Source organism: Rhizobium sp. NRK18 (genome assembly GCF_024385575.1).
Taxonomy (GTDB): domain Bacteria; phylum Pseudomonadota; class Alphaproteobacteria; order Rhizobiales; family Rhizobiaceae; genus JANFMV01.
Window position 1 is genome coordinate 2267481 of record NZ_JANFMV010000001.1, and the last position, 24072, is coordinate 2291552.

Annotated in this window: 24 protein-coding genes and 1 tRNA gene; 5 read left to right on the top strand and 20 right to left on the bottom strand. The window is 61.9% G+C overall.

Annotation, left to right across the window (positions count from 1 at the left end):
- Positions 1-40: 40 nt before the first annotated feature.
- From NN662_RS10590 to NN662_RS10610, 5 genes are all read right to left on the bottom strand, one after another.
- Positions 41-1750 carry a PAS domain-containing methyl-accepting chemotaxis protein gene (locus NN662_RS10590; protein ID WP_261930235.1) on the bottom strand — a complete coding sequence of 570 codons (1710 nt, stop codon included), beginning with the start codon at positions 1748-1750 and terminating at the stop codon, positions 41-43.
- 187 nt (positions 1751-1937) lie between these two features.
- On the bottom strand, positions 1938-3434 hold the full coding sequence (tig, locus tag NN662_RS10595) for a trigger factor (protein ID WP_261930236.1): 1497 nt from the start codon (positions 3432-3434) through the stop codon (positions 1938-1940).
- 202 nt (positions 3435-3636) lie between these two features.
- Positions 3637-3721, bottom strand: a tRNA-Leu gene (locus NN662_RS10600).
- A gap of 185 nt (positions 3722-3906) precedes the next feature.
- The gene (locus tag NN662_RS10605; RefSeq protein WP_261930237.1) at positions 3907-4506 is read right to left on the bottom strand and encodes a GDYXXLXY domain-containing protein; all 600 of its coding nucleotides are present in this window, start codon (positions 4504-4506) and stop codon (positions 3907-3909) included.
- A complete protein-coding gene (locus tag NN662_RS10610; protein WP_261930238.1) occupies positions 4503-5609 on the bottom strand; it encodes a DUF2157 domain-containing protein in 1107 nt (368 codons plus the stop codon). Before NN662_RS10610 ends, NN662_RS10605 begins: the two co-directional genes overlap by 4 nt.
- A 599-nt stretch (positions 5610-6208) precedes the next feature.
- On the opposite strand from NN662_RS10610, the gene NN662_RS10615 reads away from it, so the two are divergent.
- The 4 genes from NN662_RS10615 to trmFO all read left to right on the top strand — a co-directional run bounded on the left by NN662_RS10615 (position 6209) and on the right by trmFO (position 8870).
- Positions 6209-6352, top strand: a complete 144-nt coding sequence (locus tag NN662_RS10615; RefSeq protein WP_261930239.1) for a DUF1127 domain-containing protein — start codon at positions 6209-6211, stop codon at positions 6350-6352.
- A gap of 240 nt (positions 6353-6592) precedes the next feature.
- A complete protein-coding gene (locus tag NN662_RS10620; RefSeq protein ID WP_261930240.1) occupies positions 6593-6736 on the top strand; it encodes a DUF1127 domain-containing protein in 144 nt (47 codons plus the stop codon).
- Positions 6737-7181: 445 nt separating this feature from the next.
- Positions 7182-7325, top strand: coding sequence for a DUF1127 domain-containing protein (locus NN662_RS10625; protein WP_261930241.1), 144 nt, complete (start codon positions 7182-7184; stop codon positions 7323-7325).
- Positions 7326-7433: 108 nt separating this feature from the next.
- A complete protein-coding gene (trmFO, locus tag NN662_RS10630) occupies positions 7434-8870 on the top strand; it encodes a methylenetetrahydrofolate--tRNA-(uracil(54)-C(5))-methyltransferase (FADH(2)-oxidizing) TrmFO (RefSeq protein ID WP_261930242.1) in 1437 nt (478 codons plus the stop codon).
- Between the two features lie 47 nt (positions 8871-8917).
- Here the strand turns inward: trmFO and NN662_RS10635 are convergent, their stop codons facing one another.
- The 5 genes from NN662_RS10635 to yajC all read right to left on the bottom strand — a co-directional run bounded on the left by NN662_RS10635 (position 8918) and on the right by yajC (position 13688).
- Complete coding sequence (locus NN662_RS10635; protein ID WP_261930243.1) at positions 8918-9355, bottom strand: hypothetical protein; 438 nt, start codon at positions 9353-9355, stop codon at positions 8918-8920.
- 85 nt (positions 9356-9440) lie between these two features.
- Positions 9441-10295, bottom strand: coding sequence for a phytoene/squalene synthase family protein (locus tag NN662_RS10640; protein ID WP_261930244.1), 855 nt, complete (start codon positions 10293-10295; stop codon positions 9441-9443).
- An 18-nt stretch (positions 10296-10313) separates the two neighbouring features.
- Positions 10314-10703, bottom strand: a complete 390-nt coding sequence (locus NN662_RS10645; protein WP_261930245.1) for an Mth938-like domain-containing protein — start codon at positions 10701-10703, stop codon at positions 10314-10316.
- 4 nt (positions 10704-10707) lie between these two features.
- A complete protein-coding gene (secDF, locus tag NN662_RS10650; RefSeq protein ID WP_261930246.1) occupies positions 10708-13263 on the bottom strand; it encodes a protein translocase subunit SecDF in 2556 nt (851 codons plus the stop codon).
- A 77-nt stretch (positions 13264-13340) separates the two neighbouring features.
- Positions 13341-13688: a preprotein translocase subunit YajC gene (yajC, locus tag NN662_RS10655; protein ID WP_261930247.1), complete on the bottom strand. Its 348-nt coding sequence runs from the start codon at positions 13686-13688 to the stop codon at positions 13341-13343.
- A 211-nt stretch (positions 13689-13899) separates the two neighbouring features.
- Here yajC and NN662_RS10660 point away from each other — a divergent pair, with 211 nt between their 5' ends.
- Positions 13900-14769 (top strand): ATP-binding protein, encoded by an 870-nt coding sequence (locus NN662_RS10660; protein WP_261930248.1) that lies wholly within the window; start codon positions 13900-13902, stop codon positions 14767-14769.
- An 85-nt stretch (positions 14770-14854) separates the two neighbouring features.
- Here NN662_RS10660 and NN662_RS10665 read toward each other — a convergent pair whose 3' ends face one another.
- The 10 genes from NN662_RS10665 to NN662_RS10710 all read right to left on the bottom strand — a co-directional run bounded on the left by NN662_RS10665 (position 14855) and on the right by NN662_RS10710 (position 24062).
- The gene (locus NN662_RS10665) at positions 14855-16408 is read right to left on the bottom strand and encodes a peptidoglycan DD-metalloendopeptidase family protein (RefSeq protein ID WP_261930249.1); all 1554 of its coding nucleotides are present in this window, start codon (positions 16406-16408) and stop codon (positions 14855-14857) included.
- 150 nt (positions 16409-16558) lie between these two features.
- Complete coding sequence (locus tag NN662_RS10670) at positions 16559-17212, bottom strand: protein-L-isoaspartate(D-aspartate) O-methyltransferase (protein WP_261930250.1); 654 nt, start codon at positions 17210-17212, stop codon at positions 16559-16561.
- Positions 17209-17982, bottom strand: coding sequence for a 5'/3'-nucleotidase SurE (surE, locus tag NN662_RS10675; protein ID WP_261930251.1), 774 nt, complete (start codon positions 17980-17982; stop codon positions 17209-17211). Before surE ends, NN662_RS10670 begins: the two co-directional genes overlap by 4 nt.
- Before the next feature lie 28 nt (positions 17983-18010).
- Entirely contained in the window at positions 18011-19303 is a 1293-nt protein-coding gene (serS, locus tag NN662_RS10680; protein WP_261930252.1) for a serine--tRNA ligase, read from the bottom strand.
- Between the two features lie 99 nt (positions 19304-19402).
- Positions 19403-20251 carry a twin-arginine translocase subunit TatC gene (gene tatC / locus NN662_RS10685; RefSeq protein WP_261930253.1) on the bottom strand — a complete coding sequence of 283 codons (849 nt, stop codon included), beginning with the start codon at positions 20249-20251 and terminating at the stop codon, positions 19403-19405.
- Positions 20248-20955 carry a Sec-independent protein translocase protein TatB gene (tatB, locus tag NN662_RS10690; protein WP_261930254.1) on the bottom strand — a complete coding sequence of 236 codons (708 nt, stop codon included), beginning with the start codon at positions 20953-20955 and terminating at the stop codon, positions 20248-20250. The genes tatC and tatB overlap by 4 nt, the downstream gene beginning before the upstream one ends.
- Positions 20956-21103: 148 nt before the next feature.
- Positions 21104-21298, bottom strand: a complete 195-nt coding sequence (locus NN662_RS10695; RefSeq protein ID WP_261930255.1) for a twin-arginine translocase TatA/TatE family subunit — start codon at positions 21296-21298, stop codon at positions 21104-21106.
- A 32-nt stretch (positions 21299-21330) separates the two neighbouring features.
- Positions 21331-22443 (bottom strand): ABC transporter ATP-binding protein, encoded by a 1113-nt coding sequence (locus tag NN662_RS10700; RefSeq protein WP_261930256.1) that lies wholly within the window; start codon positions 22441-22443, stop codon positions 21331-21333.
- A 61-nt stretch (positions 22444-22504) separates the two neighbouring features.
- On the bottom strand, positions 22505-23179 hold the full coding sequence (scpB, locus tag NN662_RS10705) for an SMC-Scp complex subunit ScpB (protein WP_261931933.1): 675 nt from the start codon (positions 23177-23179) through the stop codon (positions 22505-22507).
- Positions 23180-23258: 79 nt separating this feature from the next.
- Entirely contained in the window at positions 23259-24062 is an 804-nt protein-coding gene (locus tag NN662_RS10710; protein WP_261931934.1) for a segregation and condensation protein A, read from the bottom strand.
- Between the last annotated feature and the right edge of the window lie 10 nt (positions 24063-24072).

Consider the following 24072-nt stretch of genomic DNA (forward strand, 5'->3'; position numbering starts at 1 on the left):
GGGAGGGAGGCCGTCTGTATTTGGGCGACTTGCCTTGTGCTCAGGCGGCGTTCTGACGGCGCGGCTTGTGATTGGCTGCATCCGAACCCGGTTCGCGGATCGTACCGCGCCGGTTGAGCTTGAAGCGATTGACCAGTTCGGCAAGGCGCGCCGCTCCAGAGGCAAGACGCTCGCTGATGTGGGCCGTATTGCCCACGAGGCCGGAGTTCTGCTGTGTCATCTGGTCGAGCTGGTTGACCGCGGAGTTGATTTCTCCGAGGCTCGTCGACTGTTCTCTGGCCGCCGTGTTGATGGCATCGACATTGCGGTCGATGGCTTCGACCAACTCTTCGATCTTCTTCAGCGCCTCACCGGTTTCGCCGACGAACCGGACCCCCTCGCCCACTTCCTTTGACGAATTGTTGATCAACCCGGCAATTTCCTTGGCAGCGTTCGCCGATCGTTGCGCCAGGTCGCGGACCTCCTGCGCGACGACGGCGAAGCCCTTGCCCGCGTCGCCCGCACGCGCCGCCTCGACGCCGGCGTTGAGTGCCAGGAGGTTGGTCTGAAAGGCGATCTGGTCGATCACGTCGATGATCTTGCCAATCTCCTGCGAGGCACTCTGGATCCGGTTGATTGCCTGGATGGCATTCCCCACGACGTCTACCGACGCGGAGGCAGCCTTGCGGGCATCGCCGACCAGGCGGCGCGTCTCATGGGTGCGCTCGGAGGATTGACGGACCGTCACGGTAATTTCCTCCAGCGCGGCCGATGTCTGCTCCAACGCCGCGGCCTGCTGCTCGGTGCGCCGTGCCAGGCCTTCAGAGGCGCTGCTCATCTGCTGGCTCTCGCCGGCAAGGTCATTGGTCTGCTTGAGAACCTCAACCAGCGTCTCCTGGAACTTGGCGATCGACGTGTTGAAGTCTGTGCGCAGATGGTCAAATTCCGGAATGAACGGCTCGTCGATCGTGATGCGGATATTGCAATCCGACAGGCGGTTGAGGCCGGCGCCGACCGCTTCCAACGCCTTGACGCGTCCCGAGACGTCGCTCGCAAACTTGACCACCTTGATCACGCGGCCGTCCGCGCCCATCACCGGATTGTACGACGCCTGGATAAAGACCTTCTCACCATTTTTGGCGATACGGGTAAACTGATCGGACTTGAAATGGCCGGCCGCCAGATCCCGCCAGAAAGCGGTGTATTGTGGATTGCGGACATAGTCCGCCTCGCAGAACATCGAGTGGTGCTTGCCGCGAATTTCCGACAGTTCGTAGCCGAATGTCTTGAGGAAATTGCCATTGGCGGTGATGATCTCACCCTTCGGTGTGAACTCGATGATGGCCTGGGCCCTGTCAAGAGCCTCCAACTTCCCCTCGTTCTCGATGCTCGCCAGCTTTTTGGCGGTGATGTCGGTGGCAAGCTTCACGATCCGGTAGGGCTTGCCACGCTTGAAGATCGGATTATAGGTGGCCTCGATCCAGACCTCACGTCCGCCCTTGCCATAGCGCTTGAACTGGCCTTGTTCGTATCGGCCCTCACCAAGCCTCTGCCAGAAATCCCGATAGGCATTCGATTCCGCTTCGGCAGGATCGACAAACAACCGGTGCTTCTTCCCGATGATGTCGGCACGTTGATAGCCGAGCGCATCGCAGAAGTTCTTATTGGCATTGAGGATCGTTCCGGTCAGATCGAATTCGATGACCGCATGGGATTTGTCAACGGCCGCCAGCAGCGACTTTTCATATCCGCCGAAATCAATTGGAAACATGGGCCTTTTTCACTCCATCACTTGTTGCTGGAGAGACTGTTATGTTTGCCTTACTAAGTCATTAACCAATTGTTTCACAATGAAAATAATTATCCGCCAGATGCCCTGCAAAAAGCACGTCAGATATCCGTCGCGACGGGGGCGAGGCAGAAACAATTTGGGAGGCCGAAGCCTCCCAAATGTCTGATCACTCAGCGGCGTCGTCCGCCTTCTTCTTTTTCGGAGCCGCCTTCTTCTTCGGAGCGGCTTCTTCTTCGCTGGCCTCGGCGGCGTCGGCTGCTTCAGCCTTTGCCTTCTTCGGGGCTGCCTTCTTCTTCGGCGCTGCCTTCTTCTCTTCCGAGCCTTCGGCTTCATCGTCGGCCATCAGCTCTTCCTTGCTGACGGTCTTGTCGGTGACCTTCACTTCGCCGAGCAGGTGGTCGACCACCTTTTCTTCGAAGATCGGGGCGCGCAGCGAGGCGGAAGCGCCGGGCGTGTTGCGGAAGAAGTTGATGATTTCCTTCTCCTGGCCCGGGAAGTTGCGCAGCTGGTCGTAGAGAGCGCGCTGCATTTCGTCTTCGGTCACTTCGATGCCGGCCTTTTCGCCGATTTCGGAGAGAACGAGGCCGAGACGGACGCGGCGTTCAGCAAGCTTGGTGTACTCCTCGCGTGCCTTTTCTTCCGTCGTGTCTTCGTCTTCGAAGGTCTTGCCGGACTGTTCCAGGTCGGTGTTGATCTGGCGCCAGATGTTTTCGAACTCGGCGTCCACGAGCGACTGCGGCGTGTCGAACTTGTAGAGTTCGTCAAGCTGGTCGAGGATCTGACGCTTGACCTTCTGGCGCGTGACCTGACCGTACTGGCCCTCGATCTGGCTGCGGACGATTTCCTTCAGCTTGTCGGCGGATTCGAGGCCGAGCTTGGAAGCGAGGTCGTCATTGATCTCGACTTCGCCCGGGGCCGCCACTTCCTTGACCTTGACGTCGAAGGTGGCTTCCTTGCCGGCAAGGTTTGCCGCCGGATATTCTTCCGGGAAGGTCACGGTGATGGTCTTCTCGTCGCCGGCCTTGACGCCGACGAGCTGATCTTCGAAGCCCGGGATGAAGCGGCCGGAGCCGAGAACCAGATCGGCATCTTCTGCAGCGCCGCCTTCGAAGGCTTCGCCGTCAACCTTGCCGAGGTAATCCATGGTGACGCGGTCGCCATTGGCGGCCTTGCCCTTCTTGGCTTCGAAGGAACGGGCGCTCTCGGCGATCTTGAGGATCTGCTCGGTAACTTCCTCTTCCTCGATCTCGACGACTTCGCGGGTCACCTTGATGCCATCGACCGACTTCAGTTCGATCGGCGGGATGACTTCATAGGAGAGCGTGAATTCGAAATCGGCTTCAGCGGACAGGATCTTGTCGGCTTCGGCTTCGTCTTCGGTCATGGCGACGGCCGGCTGGGTCGCAGACTTTTCGCCACGCTCGGAGAGGATTTCGGTCGGCTTTTCACGAACGATCTCGTTGACGAGTTCGGCCATGATCGACTTGCCGTAAACCTTCTTCAGGTGCGAGACCGGCACCTTGCCGGGGCGGAAGCCGTTGATGCGAACCTTGTCCTTGGCTTCCGCCAGGCGCTCGTTCATCTTCGCTTCCATGTCTTTCGCCGGAACGACGACCTTGATTTCGCGCTTCAGCCCTTCAGCGAGCGTTTCGATAACCTGCATTGTCTTACCTTCACTTCGTAGCGGCCGTGACGGGACAGCCGATCGTTTCTCTGCCGATGCGGGAGCGTCCGTCCTGCCGCGACGTGTCAAATTCCTAGGCATTCCAGCGGGCTGACGTAAGCCTCAGCCGGATGCCGCGCTTATCCCGGATACGCTCTCAATGCTATCAAGAGTTCCGTTCCTCCCAGCCCGATCGCAATAGTGGTGCGGGTAGAGAGACTTGAACTCCCACGCCTTGCGGCACCAGAACCTAAATCTGGCGTGTCTACCAATTTCACCATACCCGCTCTCCAGATTGCCGCAGGCCATGAAAACATGGGCCCTCCGGGAAGCGGCGTCTCTATATCATCCGAACTGCCAAGCGCAAAGGAAAAATGACGGTTTGGCAACAGGATCGGCGCGGTCCCGCGATCCTTTGCTTTCAAAGGCGGACATTACGTAACGTAAATCGTCGTTTCGCCTTGCCGTTGCGTCAGTAGAGCGGCTCTTCGTAGGCCGGTTTGCCGTCATTATAAAGTGCGCGGATCTGCGGCTTGCCGTCTCTCGAGACCCGTACGGCCACCTGCAGCTTGCCTTCGTTGCGCAGATCCTCAAGGGCCTTGCCCTCGCCTTCGGGAACATAATAGCGTTCGATGCCGTAGGTGACCCTGAAATCCGTCGCGTACTGGTAATCCGTGTAGCGGAACGGCAATGTCCTGATGACCACCTCGCCGTCGGCTGCCGGCCCGGAATCGCCGAAGGTCGCACCAGCGACGCCGTATGTCCCGTCCTCCTGCTTCTTCAACCGCACCGACAGGGTGACGGCGTCGCCCGGTGACGGTTTCGGCCCCGCCACCAGCGCCCTCGGCACGGTGGAAATGTCGTAGTTCAGGGTCACGTAGTCACCGCGCAGGAAATCGCGCGGATCGACGGCGCGGGTCTGCAGCAACACTTCCGCGCCATCGCGCAGGATCGCCGCCCTCGCCCACGTCATGTAGCCGATCAGGCCGATCTGCAGGACCACCATGCAGAGGGCAGCGACGACGAGCCTTGTCCGGGTGCGATTCGACATGCCGAATGTTGCCTCGCTCATGCCGACACCTCCTTCGGCTTGGCCGCCAGCCGTTTCTCCAGCCGGATGACGGCGAAGGCGGCCAGCGCGACGAAGACACCGGACAGGAGGAAGAAGCCGGACGTGCCGATCAGGCTCCCGATCGTCTCGTTGCAGAGATAGATGAGTTCGGCGGCAAAGATGAGGTAGGCGAGATAGCGGACGATGCCGTTGTCGCGGCCGTTCAGCATCAGGGCGACGACCGTGGCGACGATCACCGCGACCGCGACGGAAATCCTGCCGGCCGTTCCATCAAACCGGTCATGCAGGAATGCGAGGCCGGCAATCATCAGCAGGAAGACATAGGTCGCCGGAATGCCTCCGGCAGCCGCGTTGGCACTGCGCAACGGCGATATCGGCAGGACCGCCGTCAGGAACGCCGCCGCGCCGGCCAGCGTATAGACAATCGCCAGCGCGTCATTCTCGTGCTCGAAATAGAACCAGAACAACCAGGCGAGAATCAGCAGATAGGAGAAATGCCGCGCCCGCGCCGGGCCTGTGTAGTAGACCAGTGCAATGATCGCAGCCGCCATCGCAAGCGGCATCAGGCCCTGGACCGAGTTCCAGGCCGAATAATCGTCGAACATCAGATTGCTGAAATAGGCCCAGGAGAGAAAGCCAGCGATCACCGTCGGCCCGCCGGATCTGAACAGCACCGCTGCCAGCATGGCAAACAGGAACCAGGTCATCAGGAAGGTCTGACTGTCGCCGGAGATGTGATACATCTGCGCCGTCAGCGACACCGTGCCACCGAAGCACAGAACCGCGAGGATCAGGAGCGCCCCGCCGAGATAGTCGGCCCCTCTGATGAAGAAGGCTGCGGCCCCCATATAAAAGGCCGTGACGAGGGCCAGCATCGAAACAAGCCGCACGCCACGCGGCAGCGCATCCCAGTTCGAGGCGATCAGCATGGCGATCGCGGCCGCGATCAGCAGCGCAGAGAGAACCATCAGCACGCGGCCGACGCTGAAGGCGCCGGAGGGTCGCGCGTCATACTCCGCGAGCATGGCATCGGCGGCGGGCCTGCCGACCAGCCCCTGCGCCACCCAGCGCTCCATATCCTGCTGCAAGCGATTCCTGTACATGCCCCTCACCCGATTCAAACATGGCCTTCGGAAACAAAAATTCCGTTGACCGCCATTGGCGGAAACATGAACCACATCGGGGAAATCAACAAGACCGGCGATCGCGCCCAGAACGGCATGGCTCCGTGACCCGACGGTTGTTGAGACATTTCAATAGATTACGAATGATTGTGGGAAACATAGCCATGCACTGAGCGCATATCTTGCATGCGATTATTGCACTGCACAAAACGGAATGATCATACTATATTCCAATCATCGGATGACGGCGGAAACACTCTCTCTCGCTTCCCCTCATCGAAAAGAATTCGGATGAAGCGCGCTCCTCCTCCCAGCGCTCTTCCGATATAGACTGGCTAGCACTCCTCCTCCCAGCTATCCAGTCGACCAAAATGACGCTCACCGGATCTCCTCCCCCGGTGAGCGTTATTTTTTTGTCTATCCTCCTGTCATTGCTGATCCTTTTCGCCAGCCTTGCGCTCGGCGCATGACGGATATGCCGTTGCCCCTCTACCTGAATGCGGCAGTGCAACATATATCTCGCTCATCATCGGAACGCGGAACACACCGCTTTCAAATCGAACCAAAGGAACACGATCATGAACATCAGCCGCTCTTTCGCAAACTGGCGCAAGTATCGTCAGACCGTCAACGAACTGCAGAAGATGAACAGCCGCGAACTCGCCGACCTCGGCATCAACCGCGCTGACATCAACCGCGTTGCCCGCGGCGCAGTCCTCTAAAGTCTCCTCATTTACCGGGACTTTCAAAATGCCTCCGCCTCGGCGGGGGCTTTTTTGTGTGTGAATCAGGCGGTCCTTCCGCCCTCCCGAACGCCCCCAGGCACCCCTGAGCCTTGCAAGAATGCATAGGTGCCATGCCGAAGACCCTCTAGCTCAATGCTGCGATGCAACATACATTGGGATCAACAGATGGGGCGGCAGCAATCGCTGCCAATTGATCGAAACGAAAGGAACATCGCCATGAACCTGACCCGCTCTTTTTCCAGCTGGCGCAAGTACCGTCAGACCGTCAGCGAGCTTGATCGCATGTCCAACCGCGAACTCGCAGACCTCGGCATCAGCCGGCCCGACATCCGTCGCGTTGCCCGCGCTGCAGCGTTCTAATTCCAGACCCTCAAAGGTCTTCCAAAATCGCCCTCTGCTCTGACGAGCCGGGGGCGTTTTCTTTTGCGCCCGGGCATGCGCTTTCGCATGCCGGACACATGCCTAAATTTGCAGCCATATTGCCGCCGCAAGTATTAATCGGGGCACTACTTGCACAAACGCCCGCGAATGCGCCGCCACACCACATTCCCATTCATTGCAAACACATGAAATAATTCATCTTTTCCGCACCTCTGGCGGACAGGATATGCCCGAGGCCGCCCGGCCTCTTTTTTAATCCGATCAAATAGAAAGCCTGTTTTTTATTCAACCCACTGCACAATTGCATAGCAGTAGCCTATTTTTTGCACTCGTTATTGCACTGCAGAAGAGCTACATAAAAGGCAACGAACAGCCGCACAGAGATTGATGCAGAGGCTGTCGCGAAGACCTTGAGGAAACCAACATGAGCCCGATTCGCTATGCCAAAAATTGGATCAATTATCGCCGCACTCTCAAAGAACTCGGCAACCTCTCCAGCCAAACCCTGGATGACATTGGCCTCAGCCGCTATGACATCCGCTCTATTGCAGCAAAGTCCTTCCGCTAATAAGCGCTAAGGCCTACTGCCTGGACCTACCCCAAAACGGCGCCCGAGTGGCGCCGTTTTCGTTTGCGGGCTTTTGCGCATGCCGCACGTCATGTTAAGGAGGCGCCCATGAGCAAGACATCCTCGACCGACACACCCATCCACGTCATTGGCGGCGGCCTCGCCGGATCCGAAGCGGCCTGGCAGATCGCCAGCGCCGGCATTCCCGTCATTCTCCATGAAATGCGCGGCGTGCGCGGCACGGACGCCCACAAGACCGACGGGCTCGCCGAACTCGTCTGCTCCAATTCCTTCCGCTCCGACGATGCGACGAGCAATGCCGTCGGCGTCATCCATGCCGAAATGCGGCTTGCCGGTTCGCTGATCATGCGCTCGGCCGATGCGCATCAGGTGCCGGCCGGTGGTGCGCTGGCCGTGGACCGCGACGGCTTTTCCGACGCCGTCACCGCCACGATTGCCGGTCATCCGCTGATCACCGTCGTGCGCGAGGAAATCAGCGGCCTGCCGCCTTCCGACTGGGGACAGGCGATCATCGCCACCGGGCCACTCACCGCGCCCTCGCTCGCCGCCGCCATCCAGGAGGAGACCGGCGCCGATGCGCTTGCCTTCTTCGACGCGATCGCCCCGATCGTGCATACCGACAGCATAGACATGGACATCTGCTGGTACCAATCGCGTTACGACAAGGTCGGTCCGGGCGGCACGGGCAAGGACTACATCAACTGCCCGATGAACGAAGAGCAGTACAATACCTTTGTCGACGCTCTGATCGCCGGCGACACCGTCGGCTTCAAGGAATGGGAAGGTACGCCCTATTTCGACGGCTGCCTGCCGATCGAGGTGATGGCCGAGCGCGGTCGCGAGACCTTGCGCCACGGTCCGATGAAGCCGATGGGGCTCACCGATGCCCACAACCCGACCGTCAAGCCCTATGCCGTCGTCCAGCTGCGCCAGGACAATGCGCTCGGCACGCTCTACAACATGGTCGGTTTCCAGACGAAGCTGAAATACGGCACGCAGGCCGAGATCTTCCGGATGATTCCGGGCCTCGAGAACGCAGAATTCGCGCGTCTCGGCGGCCTGCACCGCAATACCTACATCAATTCGCCCGTCCTGCTCGATCCGTCGCTGACGCTGAAGGGCCGTCCCGGCCTGCGCTTTGCCGGCCAGATCACCGGCTGCGAGGGGTATGTGGAAAGCGCCGCGATCGGGCTTTTGGCCGGCCGCTTCGCCGCTGCCGAGCAGAAAGGCGAGCCGATCTCGCTGCCGCCGGCGACGACCGCCCTCGGATCGCTGCTCAACCACATCACCGGAGGCCACATCGTCTCTGACGATGAGCCGGGCAAACGCTCCTTCCAGCCGATGAACATCAATTTCGGACTGTTTCCCGAACTCGCCCCCGGCTCGATCGTCAAGCCGGTCGAGGGCAAGCGGTTCCGTGGCAAGGAAAAGGCGGCAATGAAGAAGCGGCTGATGGCAGAGCGCGCGCTGGCCGACTGCGCCGATTGGCTGGGCCTTGAAACGCGCGAGAAGCAGGCCGTCTGACCCCTCGTTTCAACGCAGGTGACGCGAGGAAGGCCCGAAGGTCTTCCTCAGCTCGCCTTCTTGTCGGAATCCTTCAGGAGATTGCCGAGCAGCCAGAGCGAGACCTCCGAGGCCTCCTTGGCGCTTTTGAACTGGTATGTGCCATTGTGATAGGGCGCATCCAGGAATTCCACCTTCAGGCTGTTTTTTGCCGCGCCCTCGCCGGCGCGCACGCGGCCCGGCTGGATCAGGTGGCAGGCGAAGTGATTCTTCAGGCTGCGCATGAAGCCGGCCTTGTCGTCATGCAGACGCACGAAGACGGCATTGCCGTCGGCGGTTGAATGCAAGGCCCGGATCGCCTCGTCGGGATAGGCACGGCCGAACTCCATGATGGCGATGCCGGTATCGTGCAGTCCGTCCTCGTCATCCTGCTTGGCCATACGTGTCGCAACGATCGCCAGCAGAACCAGCGCACCAAAGACAACGCCCCAGATGATCAATCCCACGGATAATCTCCAATCTCCTGCGCAACGCTACAGGTTGTACCAGATTACGGGACGAGGCTTGCGCGAATATGAAATCGGCCCACGCTCAGAAGCGTTTGGTCACCATCGCCCTGACGAGCGTGAGCTGGCGACGCCATTGCGAAGGCTGCAACGGCTGATCGAACACGGACGCCTTCAGCTTCACGGCCTTCTGCAGGACCGATTCGGCAAGCGCCACCGGCAGAAAAGCCGCGAAGACATCGGGCGAAGGGCGCTGCTCCGCCCTCGCCTTCTTCAGATGATCGATGCCGAGCCCCGCAAAGGCGGAGATGGCGGCGCCGATCCGTTCCCTGTCCTGCCCTTCGAGAAAACCGTCGCGGTCGAGACCGGTCGCCGACAGGATATCGAGCGGCAGATAAAGCTGCCCGCGCTGGCGGTGACGCGGCATCAGGAGAAGCAGGCCGGCAATCGTCTGGGCAACGCCGGCGTGACCGGCGGCGGCGGCACTGTCGCCTGCCTTTTCCGGCGACAGCACCAGGCTTGCCAACTGGATCAGCGCCGACGCCGTCTCGCCGGCATAAGCTTCCAGCGTCGCCACGTCGGGCATCGGATCGTCATAAAGGTCGAAGATGCGCGCCTCGCTCATGGCGATCAGCGGCGCGGTTGGAAGCCGATGGGCAGCGATCGCCGCCATCAGCTCGGCCGAGAGCGGATTGGCTTCGGCCTGGCCGGGGTTCTGGCCCTCGATGATGTCGCGCCACCACTGCAGGCGGACTTCGCCCGGCAGAGGTTCATGCACAAGATCGCGTACCTTGGCGATTTCGGCATTGTACGCATAGAGCGCGACGAGTGCCCGCCGGCGCGCCTCCGGCGACAACAGCGCCACCAGATAGCGGTCGCGGTCGGTCTCGCGCAGCGTCGACAGGCAGATGGTTTCGTTCGAGGCAGGCTCTGCACTCATGGGGACAATCCCGGTTTGTCAGTCGACGGCAATCAGGGCGGCGGCCACGGGCCGGTCTTCCGACAGCATGACATTGTATGTGCGAACGGCAGCGCCGGTGTTCATCGGATCGCTGCCGATGCCGTGGGCCTTGAGCTTCGCTTTCAGCGGCGCCGGCAACAGGCGGAGACCCGTGCCAGTACCCAGCAGAAGGAATTCGATGTCGTCGGCGTCCTGAAACACACGTTCGAACAGCTCGGCAGTCAGTTCATCTCCGTCAGCCACGTCCCAGCCATAGACGCCGGACGGCAGGCAAAGCAGAGAGCCACGGTGCGACATGTCGGCAAAGCGGAAGCCCCCGTTTCCGTAGGCGTCGATCGGCGGACGCCCCGGAAAATGTGCCTCCCGGATGATGATGCCCTTCGCCAAGACCTCAGGCCGTCACTTTGCTCTGGTCGTCGTCTTCCGCGCCCTCGGCATCGTCCTGGAAGCTCTCCGGACGCAGCTTGAAGGCAATCAGGACCGGCGCGGCGATGTAGATCGACGAGAAGGTACCGACGGCGACACCGAACAGCATGGCAAAGGTGAAGGAGCGAATGACTTCGCCGCCGAAGAGGTAGAGAGCCGTCAGAGCCAGAAGCGTCGTCGCCGACGTCAGTACGGTACGCGACAGCGTCTGGTTGATCGAGGTATCGATCAGCAGCGGCAGCGGCATCTTGCGATAGCGCCTGAGGTTTTCACGCATTCGGTCATAGACGACGACGGTGTCGTTCAGCGAGTAGCCGACGATCGTCAGCACCGCCGCGATACTGGTCAGGTTGAATTCGACCCCGGTCAGCACGAACAGGCCGATCGTCAATATGACGTCGTGCACGGTCGCGATGATCGCGCCGACGGCGAACTGCCATTCGAAGCGGAACCAGATGTAGATCAGGATCGCCGCCAGCGAGACGAGAACACCAAGCGTTGCCGATTGCGTCAATTCGCTGGAGACGACAGGACCGACGACTTCGACGCGGCGGAACTCGTAGGTGCTCTCCAGTTCGTTGCGCACCAGCGCCAGCGCCGACTGTTCGGCATTGTCGCCGCCGCCCTGCGCCTGCAGGCGGACGAGCACTTCGGACGGATCGCCGAATTCCTGCGCCTGGATGTCGCCGAGGTTCAACTCGGACAGACGGTCGCGGATGTCGGCAATATCGGCATTGCCGCTTCTCGCCTTCAGCTCGATGATCGAGCCGCCCTTGAAGTCGATGCCGAGGTTCATGCCGACGGTGGCGAAGCCGACCAGCGCGGCAATCGACAGCGCTGCCGAGATGATGAACGTGTAGCGGCGGAAGCCCATGAAGCGGATGTTCGCTCCGTCGAAGATGCCGGTACGGATACCGTTCGGCAGGTGCTTCGGACGACGGCGACGGACCCATTCGGCCACCAGCCAGCGGGTCAGCGTGAAGGCGGTGAAGACCGTCGTCAGGATACCGATGGCGAGCGTGACGGCAAAGCCGCGGACCGGACCCGAACCGAGATAGAAGAGAATGACGGCGGCAATCAGCGTCGTGACGTTGGCGTCGACGATGGTCGCATAAGCCTTGGAGAAACCGGTATCGATCGCCTGGATCAGCGGCCTGCCGTTTTTCACCTCTTCGCGTATGCGCTCATAGATGAGGACGTTTGAGTCGACCGCCATACCCATGGTCAACACAATACCGGCAATACCCGGCAAGGTCAGCGTCGAGCCGATCAGCGACAGGACGGCGATCAGCATGACGATGTTGACGAACAGCGCGACGTTGGCGATGACGCCGAAGAAGCCGTAGAAGCCGAGCATGAAGACGACAACCGCGGCCGCGCCGATGATGCCGGCGACGATACCGGCATTGATCGAGTCAGCGCCGAGGCTCGGGCCGACGGTGCGTTCCTCAACGACCGTCAGTGTTGCCGGAAGCGCGCCGGCGCGCAGCAGAACGGCGAGATCGTTGGCGGACTGAATGGTGAAGTTGCCGGAAATCTGGCCCGTGCCGCCGGTGATCGGTTCGCGAATGACCGGAGCCGAAATCACCTGATCGTCGAGAATGATCGCGAATGGCTTGCCGACATTGGCGGTGGTCGCCCGCGAGAATGCGGTGGCGCCCTTGGAATCGAAGCGGAAGTTGACGACCGGTTCGTTGGAGCGCTGGTCGAAGCTTGCCTGCGCATCGACGAGTTCATCGCCCGAGACCAGCGCCTGCTTTTCGATCAGGTACGGGACCGGCGGATCGTCGGTCGAGTAAAGCACTTCGGACGTCACCGGCGGACGACCGTTGATCGCCTCCTGCACGGGCATCGAATCGTCGACCATGTGGAAGGAAAGCTTGGCCGTCTGGTTCAGGAGCGCCTTCAGGCGCTGCGGATCCTGCAGGCCCGGAACCTGGACGATGATGCGGTCGTCACCCTGGCGCTGGATCAGCGGCTCGGTGTTGCCGAGTTCGTCGACGCGGCGGCGAACGACTTCGATCGACTGCGTGAGCGCAGACGAGAGACGGTAATTGATGCCCTGGTCGGTGAGGTCGAGGCGGATGGTGTTGTTCTGGCCATCCTCCATGTTGACTTCCTGGATCGAGCCACCAGTCAACGTGCCGGCGCTGATCAGTTCGGTCAGCGGACGCAGCGCCTCCTTGGCGGCGTCGTATTCGTTCGGGTCGGTGATCTTCACCTGAACCGTCTGCCCGGCGCCGGAGAGGCCGGTATAACGGATCTTGGCGGCGCGCAGCTTGGCGCGCACGTCGGCGACCGTCGTTTCAAGCCGCTCCTTGATGATGTCGGAGCGCTCGATCTTCAGCATGATATGGGAGCCGCCCTGAAGGTCGAGACCGAGCGTCACCTTGCTGTCGGGAAGCCAGGACGGAAGCTCCGCCAGCTGCTTGTCGCTGAAAAGGTTCGGCGCTGCGGTCAGGAAGGCCACAAGAACGGCGAGCCAGATGAAGGTGGTTTTCCAGCGGGAGAAATAGAGCATCGGTTTCTCGGCTTCAGAGTATCTTTATCATGCGAAAGGCGTGCGGACCGGTTGGTTCGCACGCCTGAATGAAGGCATCAATTGCCGCTGTCGGCCTTGACCGGCTCGCCCTTGACCCGGACGTCGGAGACATGGGCGCGGACGACACGAACGCGCACGCCGTCGGCAATTTCCACTTCGAGTTCGTTGTCATCGATCACCTTCGTGACCTTGCCGAGCACGCCGCCGCCCGTGACGACCTGGTCGCCGCGGCGAATGGCCTTCAGGGTTTCTTCGCGCTTCTTCATCTGCTGGCGCTGCGGACGGATCAGCAGGAAGTACCAGACGACCATCAAGGGCACGAACAGGAACAGCATTTCCATGCCGGAACCGAAACCGGCTGCACCACCGGCCGCGTCTTGGGCGAATGCCTGGGTAAAGAACATCAAAAACTCCTCGAATTCCAAAACACTGTGCCGTTTCCGGCCATACAGAAAGCCGCCGGAATATAGGCGCGATCGCAGTGATTGCAACAGCACGCCCGGCCGGACAGGACGATTTCCCGCCCTATTAGCCTTTTCCGGTCTGAAACGCCATGCTACCGCGCTTTAAAAATGACAGATCGGCCAGACCGGCCGCTTGGAAGGGAGGCCCCGCATGAAAGACAAGACCAAACACGCCCTGCTTTCAGAACTCCGCCGTCTGGCGGATGCCGTCGAACGGCTTGCCGGACCGGCGCCGGCCGACAACGATCTCGACTCCGCCCATTGCTTCGTCTGGCAACCGACGCGCCAGAAGCTCCAGCCGGTGCAGCGTCCGAACCGGATCGCCCTGAAACTGATCAAGGGCGTCGACCATGTGCGTGATATCCTTCACGAAAACACCGAGCGCTTCGCCGAAGGGTATCCGGCCAACAACGTGCTTCTGTGGGGCGCCCGCGGCATGGGCAAGTCCTCGCTGGTCAAGTCCGTCCATGACGACGTGCGGGCTTCCTCCGGCGTCTCGCTGAAACTCATCGAAGTGCATCGCGAAGACATATCCAGCCTCCCTCTCCTTCTCGACATGCTGAAGGACGGCCCGCACCGGGTCATCATCTTCTGCGACGATCTGTCTTTCGATCATGACGACACGGCCTACAAGTCGCTGAAAGCCGCGCTCGACGGCGGCGTCGAAGGCCGGCCGGACAACGTGCTGTTCTATGCTACGTCGAACCGCCGGCACCTGTTGCCGCGCGACATGATCGACAACGAGCGCTCGACGGCGATCAATCCGTCCGAGGCGGTCGAGGAAAAGGTATCGCTGTCCGATCGCTTCGGCCTGTGGCTCGGGTTCCACAAGTGCAGCCAGGACGACTATCTGCTGATGATCGACGGCTATGCCGAGCATTTCGCCCTGCCGATCGACCACGACGACCTGCACAAGCAGGCGCTCGAATGGGCGACCACCAGAGGCGGACGCTCCGGCCGCGTCGCCTGGCAGTTCATCCAGGATCTGGCCGGACGCCTCAGGGTGCGCATCGACCGCTGATCCCGAGTTCGGAATAACACACACGCAAAAAGGCCCGGCTGGATCCCCCGCCGGGCCTTTCTTTATCCCCCGATACGCAAAACCACTATTCGAGGTATGAGATGGGATTGACCGGCGTGGCGTCCTTGCGCACTTCGAAGTGCAGCATCGGACGGCTGGCATTGCCGCTCATGCCCGAGGAAGCGATGACCTGGCCGCGGGTGACCTTCTGGCCGCGAGCGACGTTCAGGCTGCCGGCATGGCCATAGACCGTGACCGTGCCGTCGTCGTGGCGCAGGAGAACCGTGTTGCCGAGTTCCTTCAGGCCGTTGCTCGCATAGATGACGACGCCGTTTTCAGCAGCCTTGACCGGCGTGCCTTCCGGCACGGAGATGTCGATGCCGTCGTTGCGGCTGCCGTTGACGTTCGAACCATAGGCGGCAATCACCTGACCGCGAACGGGCCAGCGATACTTGCTGATGCCCGTCGAGGCCGGAGCCGAAACCGACGGATCCTTCGATGCGACTTCCGTCACGGACTTGGTCGCAGCGGGTGCCACATAGGGCTTCGGATCGTTGTTCGATGCCGTTTCGGTCGCCTTCGGCTGTGCCTGCGCGGCCGGCTTGGCAGCGCTTGCGACAGCAGCGGGCTTGACGGCGCTGGTCTGGACCGGATCCGGTGTCGAGGTCGAGCCGTTCGGCAGCTTCAGCACCTGGCCGATGCGGATGCTGGCGGTATCGAGACCGTTCAGACGCTTCAGCTCGTCGATGTTGCTGCCGGTCTGGCGGGCAATCTTGGTGAGCGTGTCGCCGGCAACGACCTTGTAGGTACCACCGTCGCCGCCTGCGGGCGTCTTCTTCGGTTCGACCGAGGCAGACTTGTCACGATTGTCGACCGGCTTCGGCAGGAGGGCGACCTTCTGCTCCGTCTTCTTCGGCAGTTCAGGCAACCTGCCACCCTTGGAGAAGTCTTCCGCCGTTGCGGAGGCCTTTGCCGAGTTCGGGCTGACGCTGTAGGACGGAATGATCAGGGTCTGGCCAGCCTGGACAGCACCGCTTGTCAGGCCGTTCGCCTGCATGATGGCGGACATCGACACATTGTAGCGACGGGACAGCGCCGCGATGGTGTCGCCCGGCTTCAAGACGACCTTCTGACCGCCCATGCTGTTGTCAGCCGGACGCGTGGTCGCCGTCTTGATCGGATCGGCAGGCAGCGTGGCGTGCGAGAGCGTCGTCTGTGCGGGCGCCCTTGCCGGCATCGGCTGTTCCAGCGACGCACTCTGCGAGGAGACCGGCGGCAGGCTCTGCTGTTGGACGCTCATCGGCGTTGCCGACATGCGCGCTCCGGAAGCGACCGTGCCGGTGCTCATCGGATCGTAGCTGCTGTTGGCCGGACGGGCCGGATAAGGCTGGTTGAGCGCTTGGTTGGCGGTCGAATAATCCTGGGCCGGCGCCATGCCGACGCTGGCACTCGGAACGGGTGCGCCAGGTGTGTTGGTGACGGGGCGTACGGAGCTGGTGGTCAGGTTATCGGTGCCAAAATAGCCACCGGAAAACCGCATCGCATCCGAACTGCACCCCGCAACAGTCGAACCCAGCAAGGCTATGGCGACAAGCCGAAGAACTGAGTTTCCAAATTTTTGCGACACTTTGATACTCATAACTGGACCTACTCGATACGCGACAGGTTATGAGCAAATTAAACCGCGTTAATGTTACCGCCCGGTTAAGACGCGGACTCGGAAGGAAGATTTTTGTCAAAAAACTAACCATGCCGCCACAATTGGAGGTGGAGCATGAAAATCCGGACGTCAGAGGAACGAGGCGGTGTTTTCGACGAAGGGCAGATACGGCGCTTCGAACAGGTCCTCGCGCTCGAAGCGGCTGCCGACCTTGCCGAGTTGCACCATGCGGCAGGTGCCGTTCTCCTGCATGAGCGGTGCGATCATCGTGCCGCCGGATACCAGCTGCTCCGCATAGAAGCGGGGCGTCTCCTTGAAGGCGGCGGTGCAGATGATGCGGTCGAACGTCCCCTCGCCCGGCACGCCCGAGCGGCCGTCGCCCTGGCGGATGACGACGTTCAATCGCTGCAGCTTCTCCATCCGTGCGTGGGCATTTTCGGTCAGGGTGCGGTAACGGTCGATCGACAGCACGCGCTCGGCGAGCCGTGACAGGACGCCGGTCATGAAACCGCTGCCTGTGCCGATTTCGAGCACCCGGTGGCCGGGCTTCACCTTCAGCCGGTCGAGAAGCCGGACGGCGAAATCGACACCTTCCATGAAGGAGCCGCATTCGATCGGAATGGAGCGGGAGGAATAGGCCTTGTCGGCGAATTGCGGCGGCACGAACAGCGAGCGCGGCGTCTGCTCGACGGCGGTCAGGAGATCGATGTCCGAAATGCCTTCGGCCCGCAATCTGAGCACGAGAGCGGCAAAGCCTTCCTTTTCGACCATGGCAGCCGTCAAGCATTCCCTCCGTCAGCAAGAGCCCGAGCAACGCGATCCTGCACGGAGTAGTCGGTCATGTCGAGCTTCAGCGGCGTCACCGAGATCTTCCGGTTGCGCAATTCCACAAGATCCGTGCCTTCGCCCTCACGCGGGGTGCGGCCGCCGAGCGTCAGCCAGTAATACGGGAAGCCGCGGCCGTCCTGGCGCTCTTCCACGCCGACGCCGTAGTCGAGCTTGCCCTGCTTGGTCACGGTCACGCCGGCGACCTCTTCCGGGCGACAATTGGGAAAGTTGATGTTGAGGAAGCTTCCTTCGGGAAGGTCGACATGCATCAGTTGCCGCAGAATGCCCGGCGCATGCGTTTCGGCGGCCTCCCACGGCACGATGCGCCGCCCGTCATAGGTGTAGGCCTGGCTCAGCGCAAAGGACCGCACGCCGTTCAACGCGCCCTCGATGGCGCCGGCAACCGTGCCGGAATAGGTCACGTCCTCGGCCATGTTGGCGCCGGAATTGACGCCGGAGAGCACGAGATCCGGCTTTCCGTCGGCCATCAGCTTGCGGATCGCCATGATCACGCAATCCGTCGGGGTACCCTTCAGCGCGAACTTCTTTTCGCCGACCTGCCGAAGCCGCAAGGGCTCCGACAGCGTCAGCGAATGGGCAAGCCCGCTCTGGTCGGTCTCGGGGGCGACGATCCAGACGTCGTCGGACAGCTCGCGGGCGATCCGCTCGAGTGCCGCCAGACCTTCGGCATGAATGCCGTCGTCATTCGTCAGAAGAATGCGCATGATGCCCCCGAGGCAGGCGCCGCCCTTGTCAGGCAGCGCGTTCGATTCTCTTCAGTCCACCCATATAGGGCAGCAGAACGTCCGGAATTGTGACCGAGCCGTCTTCGTTCAGGTAATTTTCCAGAACGGCGATCAGCGCGCGACCGACGGCGGTGCCGGAACCGTTCAACGTGTGAACGAACTTCGTCGCCTTGTCGTCCTTGCCGCGGTAGCGGGCATTCATGCGCCGCGCCTGGAAATCGCCGCAGACCGAGCAGGACGAGATTTCGCGGTAGGTATCCTGCCCCGGCAGCCAGACCTCGATGTCATAGGTTTTGCGGGCGCCAAAGCCCATGTCGCCGGTGCAGAGCGTTACCGTGCGGAAATGCAGGCCGAGGCGCTTCAGCACCTCTTCGGCGCAGGCGGTCATCCGCTCCAGCTCGTCGACCGACGATTCGGCGTCGGTGATCGACACCATCTCGCATTTCCAGAACTGGTGCTGGCGCAGCATGCCGCGCGTATCGCGTCCGGCCGAACCCGCTTCCGAACGGAAGCACGGCGTCAGCGCCGTCATGCGCAGAGGCAGCGTCTCCTGATCGAGGATTTCCTCGCGCACGAGGTTGGTCAGCGGCACTTCCGCCGTCGGAATGAGAGCGAGACGGGCGTTGGCGTGCGGCGTGAAGAACAGGTCTTCCTCGAACTTTGGCAGCTGGCCGGTGCCGTAGAGCGCATCGTCACGCACCAGGAAAGGCGGCATGACTTCGAGATAGCCGTGCTCGCTGGTGTGCAGATCGATCATGAACTGGCCGAGGGCGCGTTCGAGGCGGGCGATCTGGCCCTTCAAGACCGTGAAGCGCGAGCCAGACAGCTTCGCCGCCCGTTCGAAATCCATCCAGCCGAGCTTTTCGCCGATCTCGAAGTGCTCGAGCGGCTTGTGGTTCCACGTCGGCTTGTCGCCGACCATGCGCTTGACAACATTGTCGCCCTCGTCGGCGCCGACCGGCACATCGTCGAGCGGAATGTTGGGGATGCGGGCGAGCGCGTCGGTCAGTTCAAAGTTGAGCTGACGCTCTTCCTCTTCCATTGCCGGCATGGTGGTCTTGAGGTCGGCGACCTCCGCCTTCAGCTTCTCGGCCAGCTCCGTGTTCTTCGTCGCCATCGCCTGGCCGATCTCCTTGGAGGCGGCATTGCGGCGGGCCTGCATGTCCTGCAGCTTCTGGACGACGGCGCGACGCTTTTCGTCGAGCGCGATCAACTGAGCCGAAAGCGGCTCGGCCGAGCGCTTCTTCAGCGCGGCGTCGAGGGCTTCGGCGTTTTCACGAATCCATTTGATATCGAGCATTGTCTTATCCGAATTGTTCTACCGTTTTCGCTGTGAACGAGCCGCTCCAGTCGGGAGCGGCCTGGCAGCGCCGTCAGTTACCGGGCATTGACCGAATAATCAGGCGCTGCCGGTGGTAGAGTCTTCGGATGAGGCTTCCGCCTCGTCAGCCTCCGCCTCGTCGGCAGCCGCCTGTTCAGCCCGCTTGCGCTCCACCAGCCGCGCCGAATAGATCGACACCTCGTAGAGAAGGATCGTCGGCAGTGCAAGACCGATCTGGGAGAGCGGATCGGGCGGCGTCAGGATCGCGGCTGCGATGAAGGCCGCAACGATCGCATACTTGCGCTTGGCCGCCAGTCCCTCCGAGGTCAGGAAGCCGGTCCGCGCCAGAAGCGTGGTGACGACCGGAAGCTGGAAGACGAGGCCGAAGGAAAAGACCAGCGTCATGATCAGGCTGAGATATTCCGAGACCTTCGGCAGCAGCGAGATCGCGATGTCGTCGGCGCCGCCCTGCTGCTGCATGGACAGGAAGAACCACATCACCATCGGCGTGAAGAAGAAATAGACCATCGCGCCGCCAAGCAGGAACAGGAGCGGCGATGCCACCAGGAACGGCAGGAAGGCCGCCCGCTCGTTCTTATAGAGGCCGGGGGCGACGAACTTGTAGATCTGCGCTGCGATGATCGGGAACGAGATCACCAGCGCCGAGAACATTGCCACCTTGAGCTGGGTGAAGAAGAATTCCTGCGGCGCCGTGTAGATCAGCTCCGTCTTCGACGGATCGAGACCGGCCCAGCCGACCGCCCAGCGATAGGGAACGACCAGCAGGTTGAAGAGCTTCTTGGCAAAGAAGAAACAGACGATGAAGGCCACGAAGAAGGCGGCGATCGCCCACATCAGGCGCGTGCGCAGCTCGATCAGGTGCTCGATCAGCGGCTGCGGCTTGTCGTCGATGTTTTCGCCGCTCATGCGTCACCCTTCTTGTTGTCCTTGGCCGTAGCGGCGGTCTTGCGTTTGGCCGGCGCCTTGGCGGCGGGCGCAGTCGCCGCCACGTCAGCAACGGCCTTCTTGGCGGCTGGCTTCTTCGGTGCTGCCGATTTGCCGGCGGTCTTTGCCGGCGCCGCCTTGGCGGCAGCAACGTCCGTCTTCGGAGCCGCCTTAGCTGCGACACGGGCTGCGGCGCGCGGCTTGCGAACCGCAGGCTTCTTCACCGGCTCGGCGGCGACGATTTCCGGCTTGGCCGGCTCGGACTTTGCCGGTTCCGGGCTCGGCGCCGGTTCGGGCGAAGCCATGATCGGCGGCGGATCGCTCGGCAGCGAAACGGCCGGATCCGGCATCTTGATCGGCTCGTCCGCCTTCGGAGCCGTGCCGCTTGTCGCCTTCTGCAGGTCGGACCGGATCGAATTGCCGGCATCACGCAGCGGGCTCATCGCCTCGCGGATCGTGTTGGCCGGATTGAGGCTCTTGAGGTCGCGGACCGCCTTGCCGACATCTTCCATGTCGGCTTCCTTCAGCGCCTCGTCGAACTGCTGACGGAATTCGCCGGCCATGCCGCGAAGCTTCGAGGTCATCTTGCCGAATGCGCGCAACATGGGCGGCAGATCCTTCGGACCGACCACGACGATCAGAATGACGGCAATGACCAGGAGTTCGGTCCAGCCAATATCCAACATGAAAGGGCTCCTGAAGCGGATCGCTTCAATTCTAGCGGAGGTGGGCTGCGGCCGGCTCACCCTGTGATCCGGCCACCGTCATGCCTGCTGTTCATGAAAAAGGCGCATAGCTCGCCACCCGGGCGGATCGCAACGCGCCTTTGAAGACTTACTTCACCTCGTCAGCCTTGTGATCGACCGTCTTCGAAGGTGCATCGGACGTATCCTCGTCGGACATGCCCTTCTTGAAGTTCTTGATGCCCTTGGCGACGTCGCCCATCAGTTCCGGAATCTTGCCGCGGCCGAACAGCAGCAGAACGATCGCCAGAACGATCAGCCAGTGCCACATACTAAAAGAACCCATAATACTCTCCTCGATTGGATCTTGAATTCGATTTAAGACGTTTGGCTTTGTTTTTCAAACACCAAAATGTCCTGTTCATTGACTGTCAGTGTCACATCCTTAATGCCGGACGGCAACTGGTCTGCGCGAATGCGTGCCCTGACCGTGCGTTCGCTGCCCGGAACGGCGAGGCTCAAGAGCTCGACGACGCCCAGAAACCGCCGCGACAGGATACGCGCTGGTATGGCGCCGCCTTCCGCCTGGACACCGATGCCGGAGAGCCGAACCGCGACCGTGACCGGAGCGCCATCGGCCAGCGCCGGCGCCCTCGCCTCGCCCACCGGCGTCATCACCCGGCCGTCGCGCACGACACCGGAGAACTCGTTGATTTCAGAGAAGAAAGCAGCCGCAAACAGGTTGCAGGGACGGCGATAGAGGTCGTCGGACGTGCCCGACTGCACCAGCCGTCCATCTTTCAAAAGCGCGATCCGATCGCCCATGCGCATGGCTTCTTCCGCGTCATGGGTGACGACGATGGCGGTCGCCCGCGTCTCGCGCAGGATCGCCAGCGTATCGGCTCGGATCGTATCCTTGAGCCGTGAATCCAGACCCGAGAACGGCTCGTCCATCAGGAGAACGCTCGGCCGGGGCGCCAATGCACGGGCGAGCGCCACGCGCTGCTGTTCGCCGCCCGACAGCACATGCGGGTATTTGTCGCTGTAATGGGAGAGCCCGACGCGGTCGAGCGCGGCCATCGCCTCGGCGGTCGCCGCCTTGCTCTGCATGGCGGTCAGGCCAAACTTCACATTGTCGAGGATCGTCATGTGCGGGAACAGCGCGAAATCCTGAAACATCAGGCCGATGCCGCGCCGCTCCGGCGGCAGGAAGACATCGGGACCAGCCACCTCGCGTTCGTTGATGACGATGCGGCCATGGCTCTGCGCCTCGATGCCCGCCGCGATCCGCAACAGCGTCGTCTTGCCGGAGCCGGAGGGTCCGAGCAGGCACAACACCTCGCCCGGTTCGGCCGTCAATGAGACGTCTTTCAGCGTTTCCTTGCCGTGATAGCTGTGCCGGATGCCCTCGAAGGCCAACCGCGCGGCGAAGGTCACTCCCGCTGTTCGCCTGGCGCCTTCTTGTGCCACCGCCGCCGTTTCAGATGCCATGCGTTCACTCTGCCAGGCTGCAACACGGGGCGACAGCCGGAAACTCCTTTAAAACCTGACTCTAATCATCCGCTTGCCCGCCCGGTGTCAAGAGGCCAAGCTCTTCGAGATCCATCTGCGTGATCGGATCCTCGTCTTCCGCCAGATCGTCGTCCCCGCCGGGCAAAGGCACGGCGAAGTTCGGTGGAATACGGCCGGACAAGAGCCCTGCCCCCTTCAGTTCCTCGAGACCCGGCAGGTCGCGCAGTTCCTCGAGGCCGAAATGGTCGAGAAAGTCGCGGGTGGTGCCGAGCGTCACGGGCCGGCCCGGCGTGCGCCTGCGGCCGCGGAAGCGCACCCAGCCGGCCTCCATCAATACGTCGAGCGTGCCCTTCGATGTCTGCACGCCGCGGATTTCCTCGATTTCGGCGCGCGTCACCGGCTGGTGATAGGCGATGATGGCCAGCACTTCGAGCGCGGCACGCGACAGCTTGCGCACCTCGTTCTCGTCGGTGCGGATGACGAAGGAGAGGTCCGAAGCGGTGCGGAAGGCCCAGGCGTTCTCGATCTTCAGCAGATTGACGCCGCGTCCGGCATAGGCGCGCTGGAGGTTATCCATGATCGGGGCGACCTCGACGCCGCGCGGCAGCCGCTCGGCAATGAAGCTTTCCGAGACCGGACCGGCGGATGCGAAGACGAGCGCCTCGGCGATGCGCTCGGCCTCGACGAGGACAGACGCCGGCGCGGCGTGCGCCAAGACGTTCCCCTGCTCGCCGTCGTCATCCTCGATATCGTCTTCGTCTGCCGCCAACCCCTGATGCCCCCGCCTAGGATTTCTATTCCGCCGGTTCGCCCGCCGCGGGCCCATACCTTTGGCCCCGCCGCATGTAGATCGTCTCGAACGCGCCTTCCTGACGTATCTCCATCTTGCCCTCGCGCACAAGCTCCAGCGATGCCGCAAACGCACTGGCGATCGCCGTCACCCGATCTTCGGGCGCCACCATGTAGCGGATCAGATACTGCTCCAGCCCGGTCCAGTCGGCGATCTCGCCGATCATCCGCGTCAAGATCTGGCGGGCATCGACCAGCGACCAGACGCGCCGGCGGGCAATCGTCACCTGCGTGATCGCCTGGCGCTGGCGCAGCGACGCGTAGGCCGTCAGGAGGTCGTAGAGGCTCGCATCGAAGGCCGACTTGCGGCTTTCGGCGATGTGTTCGGGCGCGCCGCGCTGGAAGACGTCGCGGCCCAGCCGGTCGCGGTTGATCAGCCGCGTCGCCGCCTCGCGCATGGCCTCCAGCCGCTTCAGACGGAAGGCCAGCGTCGCGGCCATTTCCTCGCCCGAGGGGCCGCCGTCCTTCGGCTGCTGCGGGATCAGCAGACGCGATTTCAGATAGGCAAGCCAGGCGGCCATCACCAGATAGTCAGCCGCGAGCTCGATACGAATGCGCCGAGCCTGCTCGATGAATTCGAGATACTGTTCGGCCAGCGCCAGAACGGAGATGCGGGCGAGATCGACCTTCTGCGTGCGGGCAAGATGCAGCAGCAGATCGAGCGGGCCTTCGAACCCCGCCACATCGATCAGCAGGGTCGGGTCGTCGGTCGCCCGGTCGGCCTTGGCGTCCTGCCAAAGCTTGTCCATCGGGATCGCC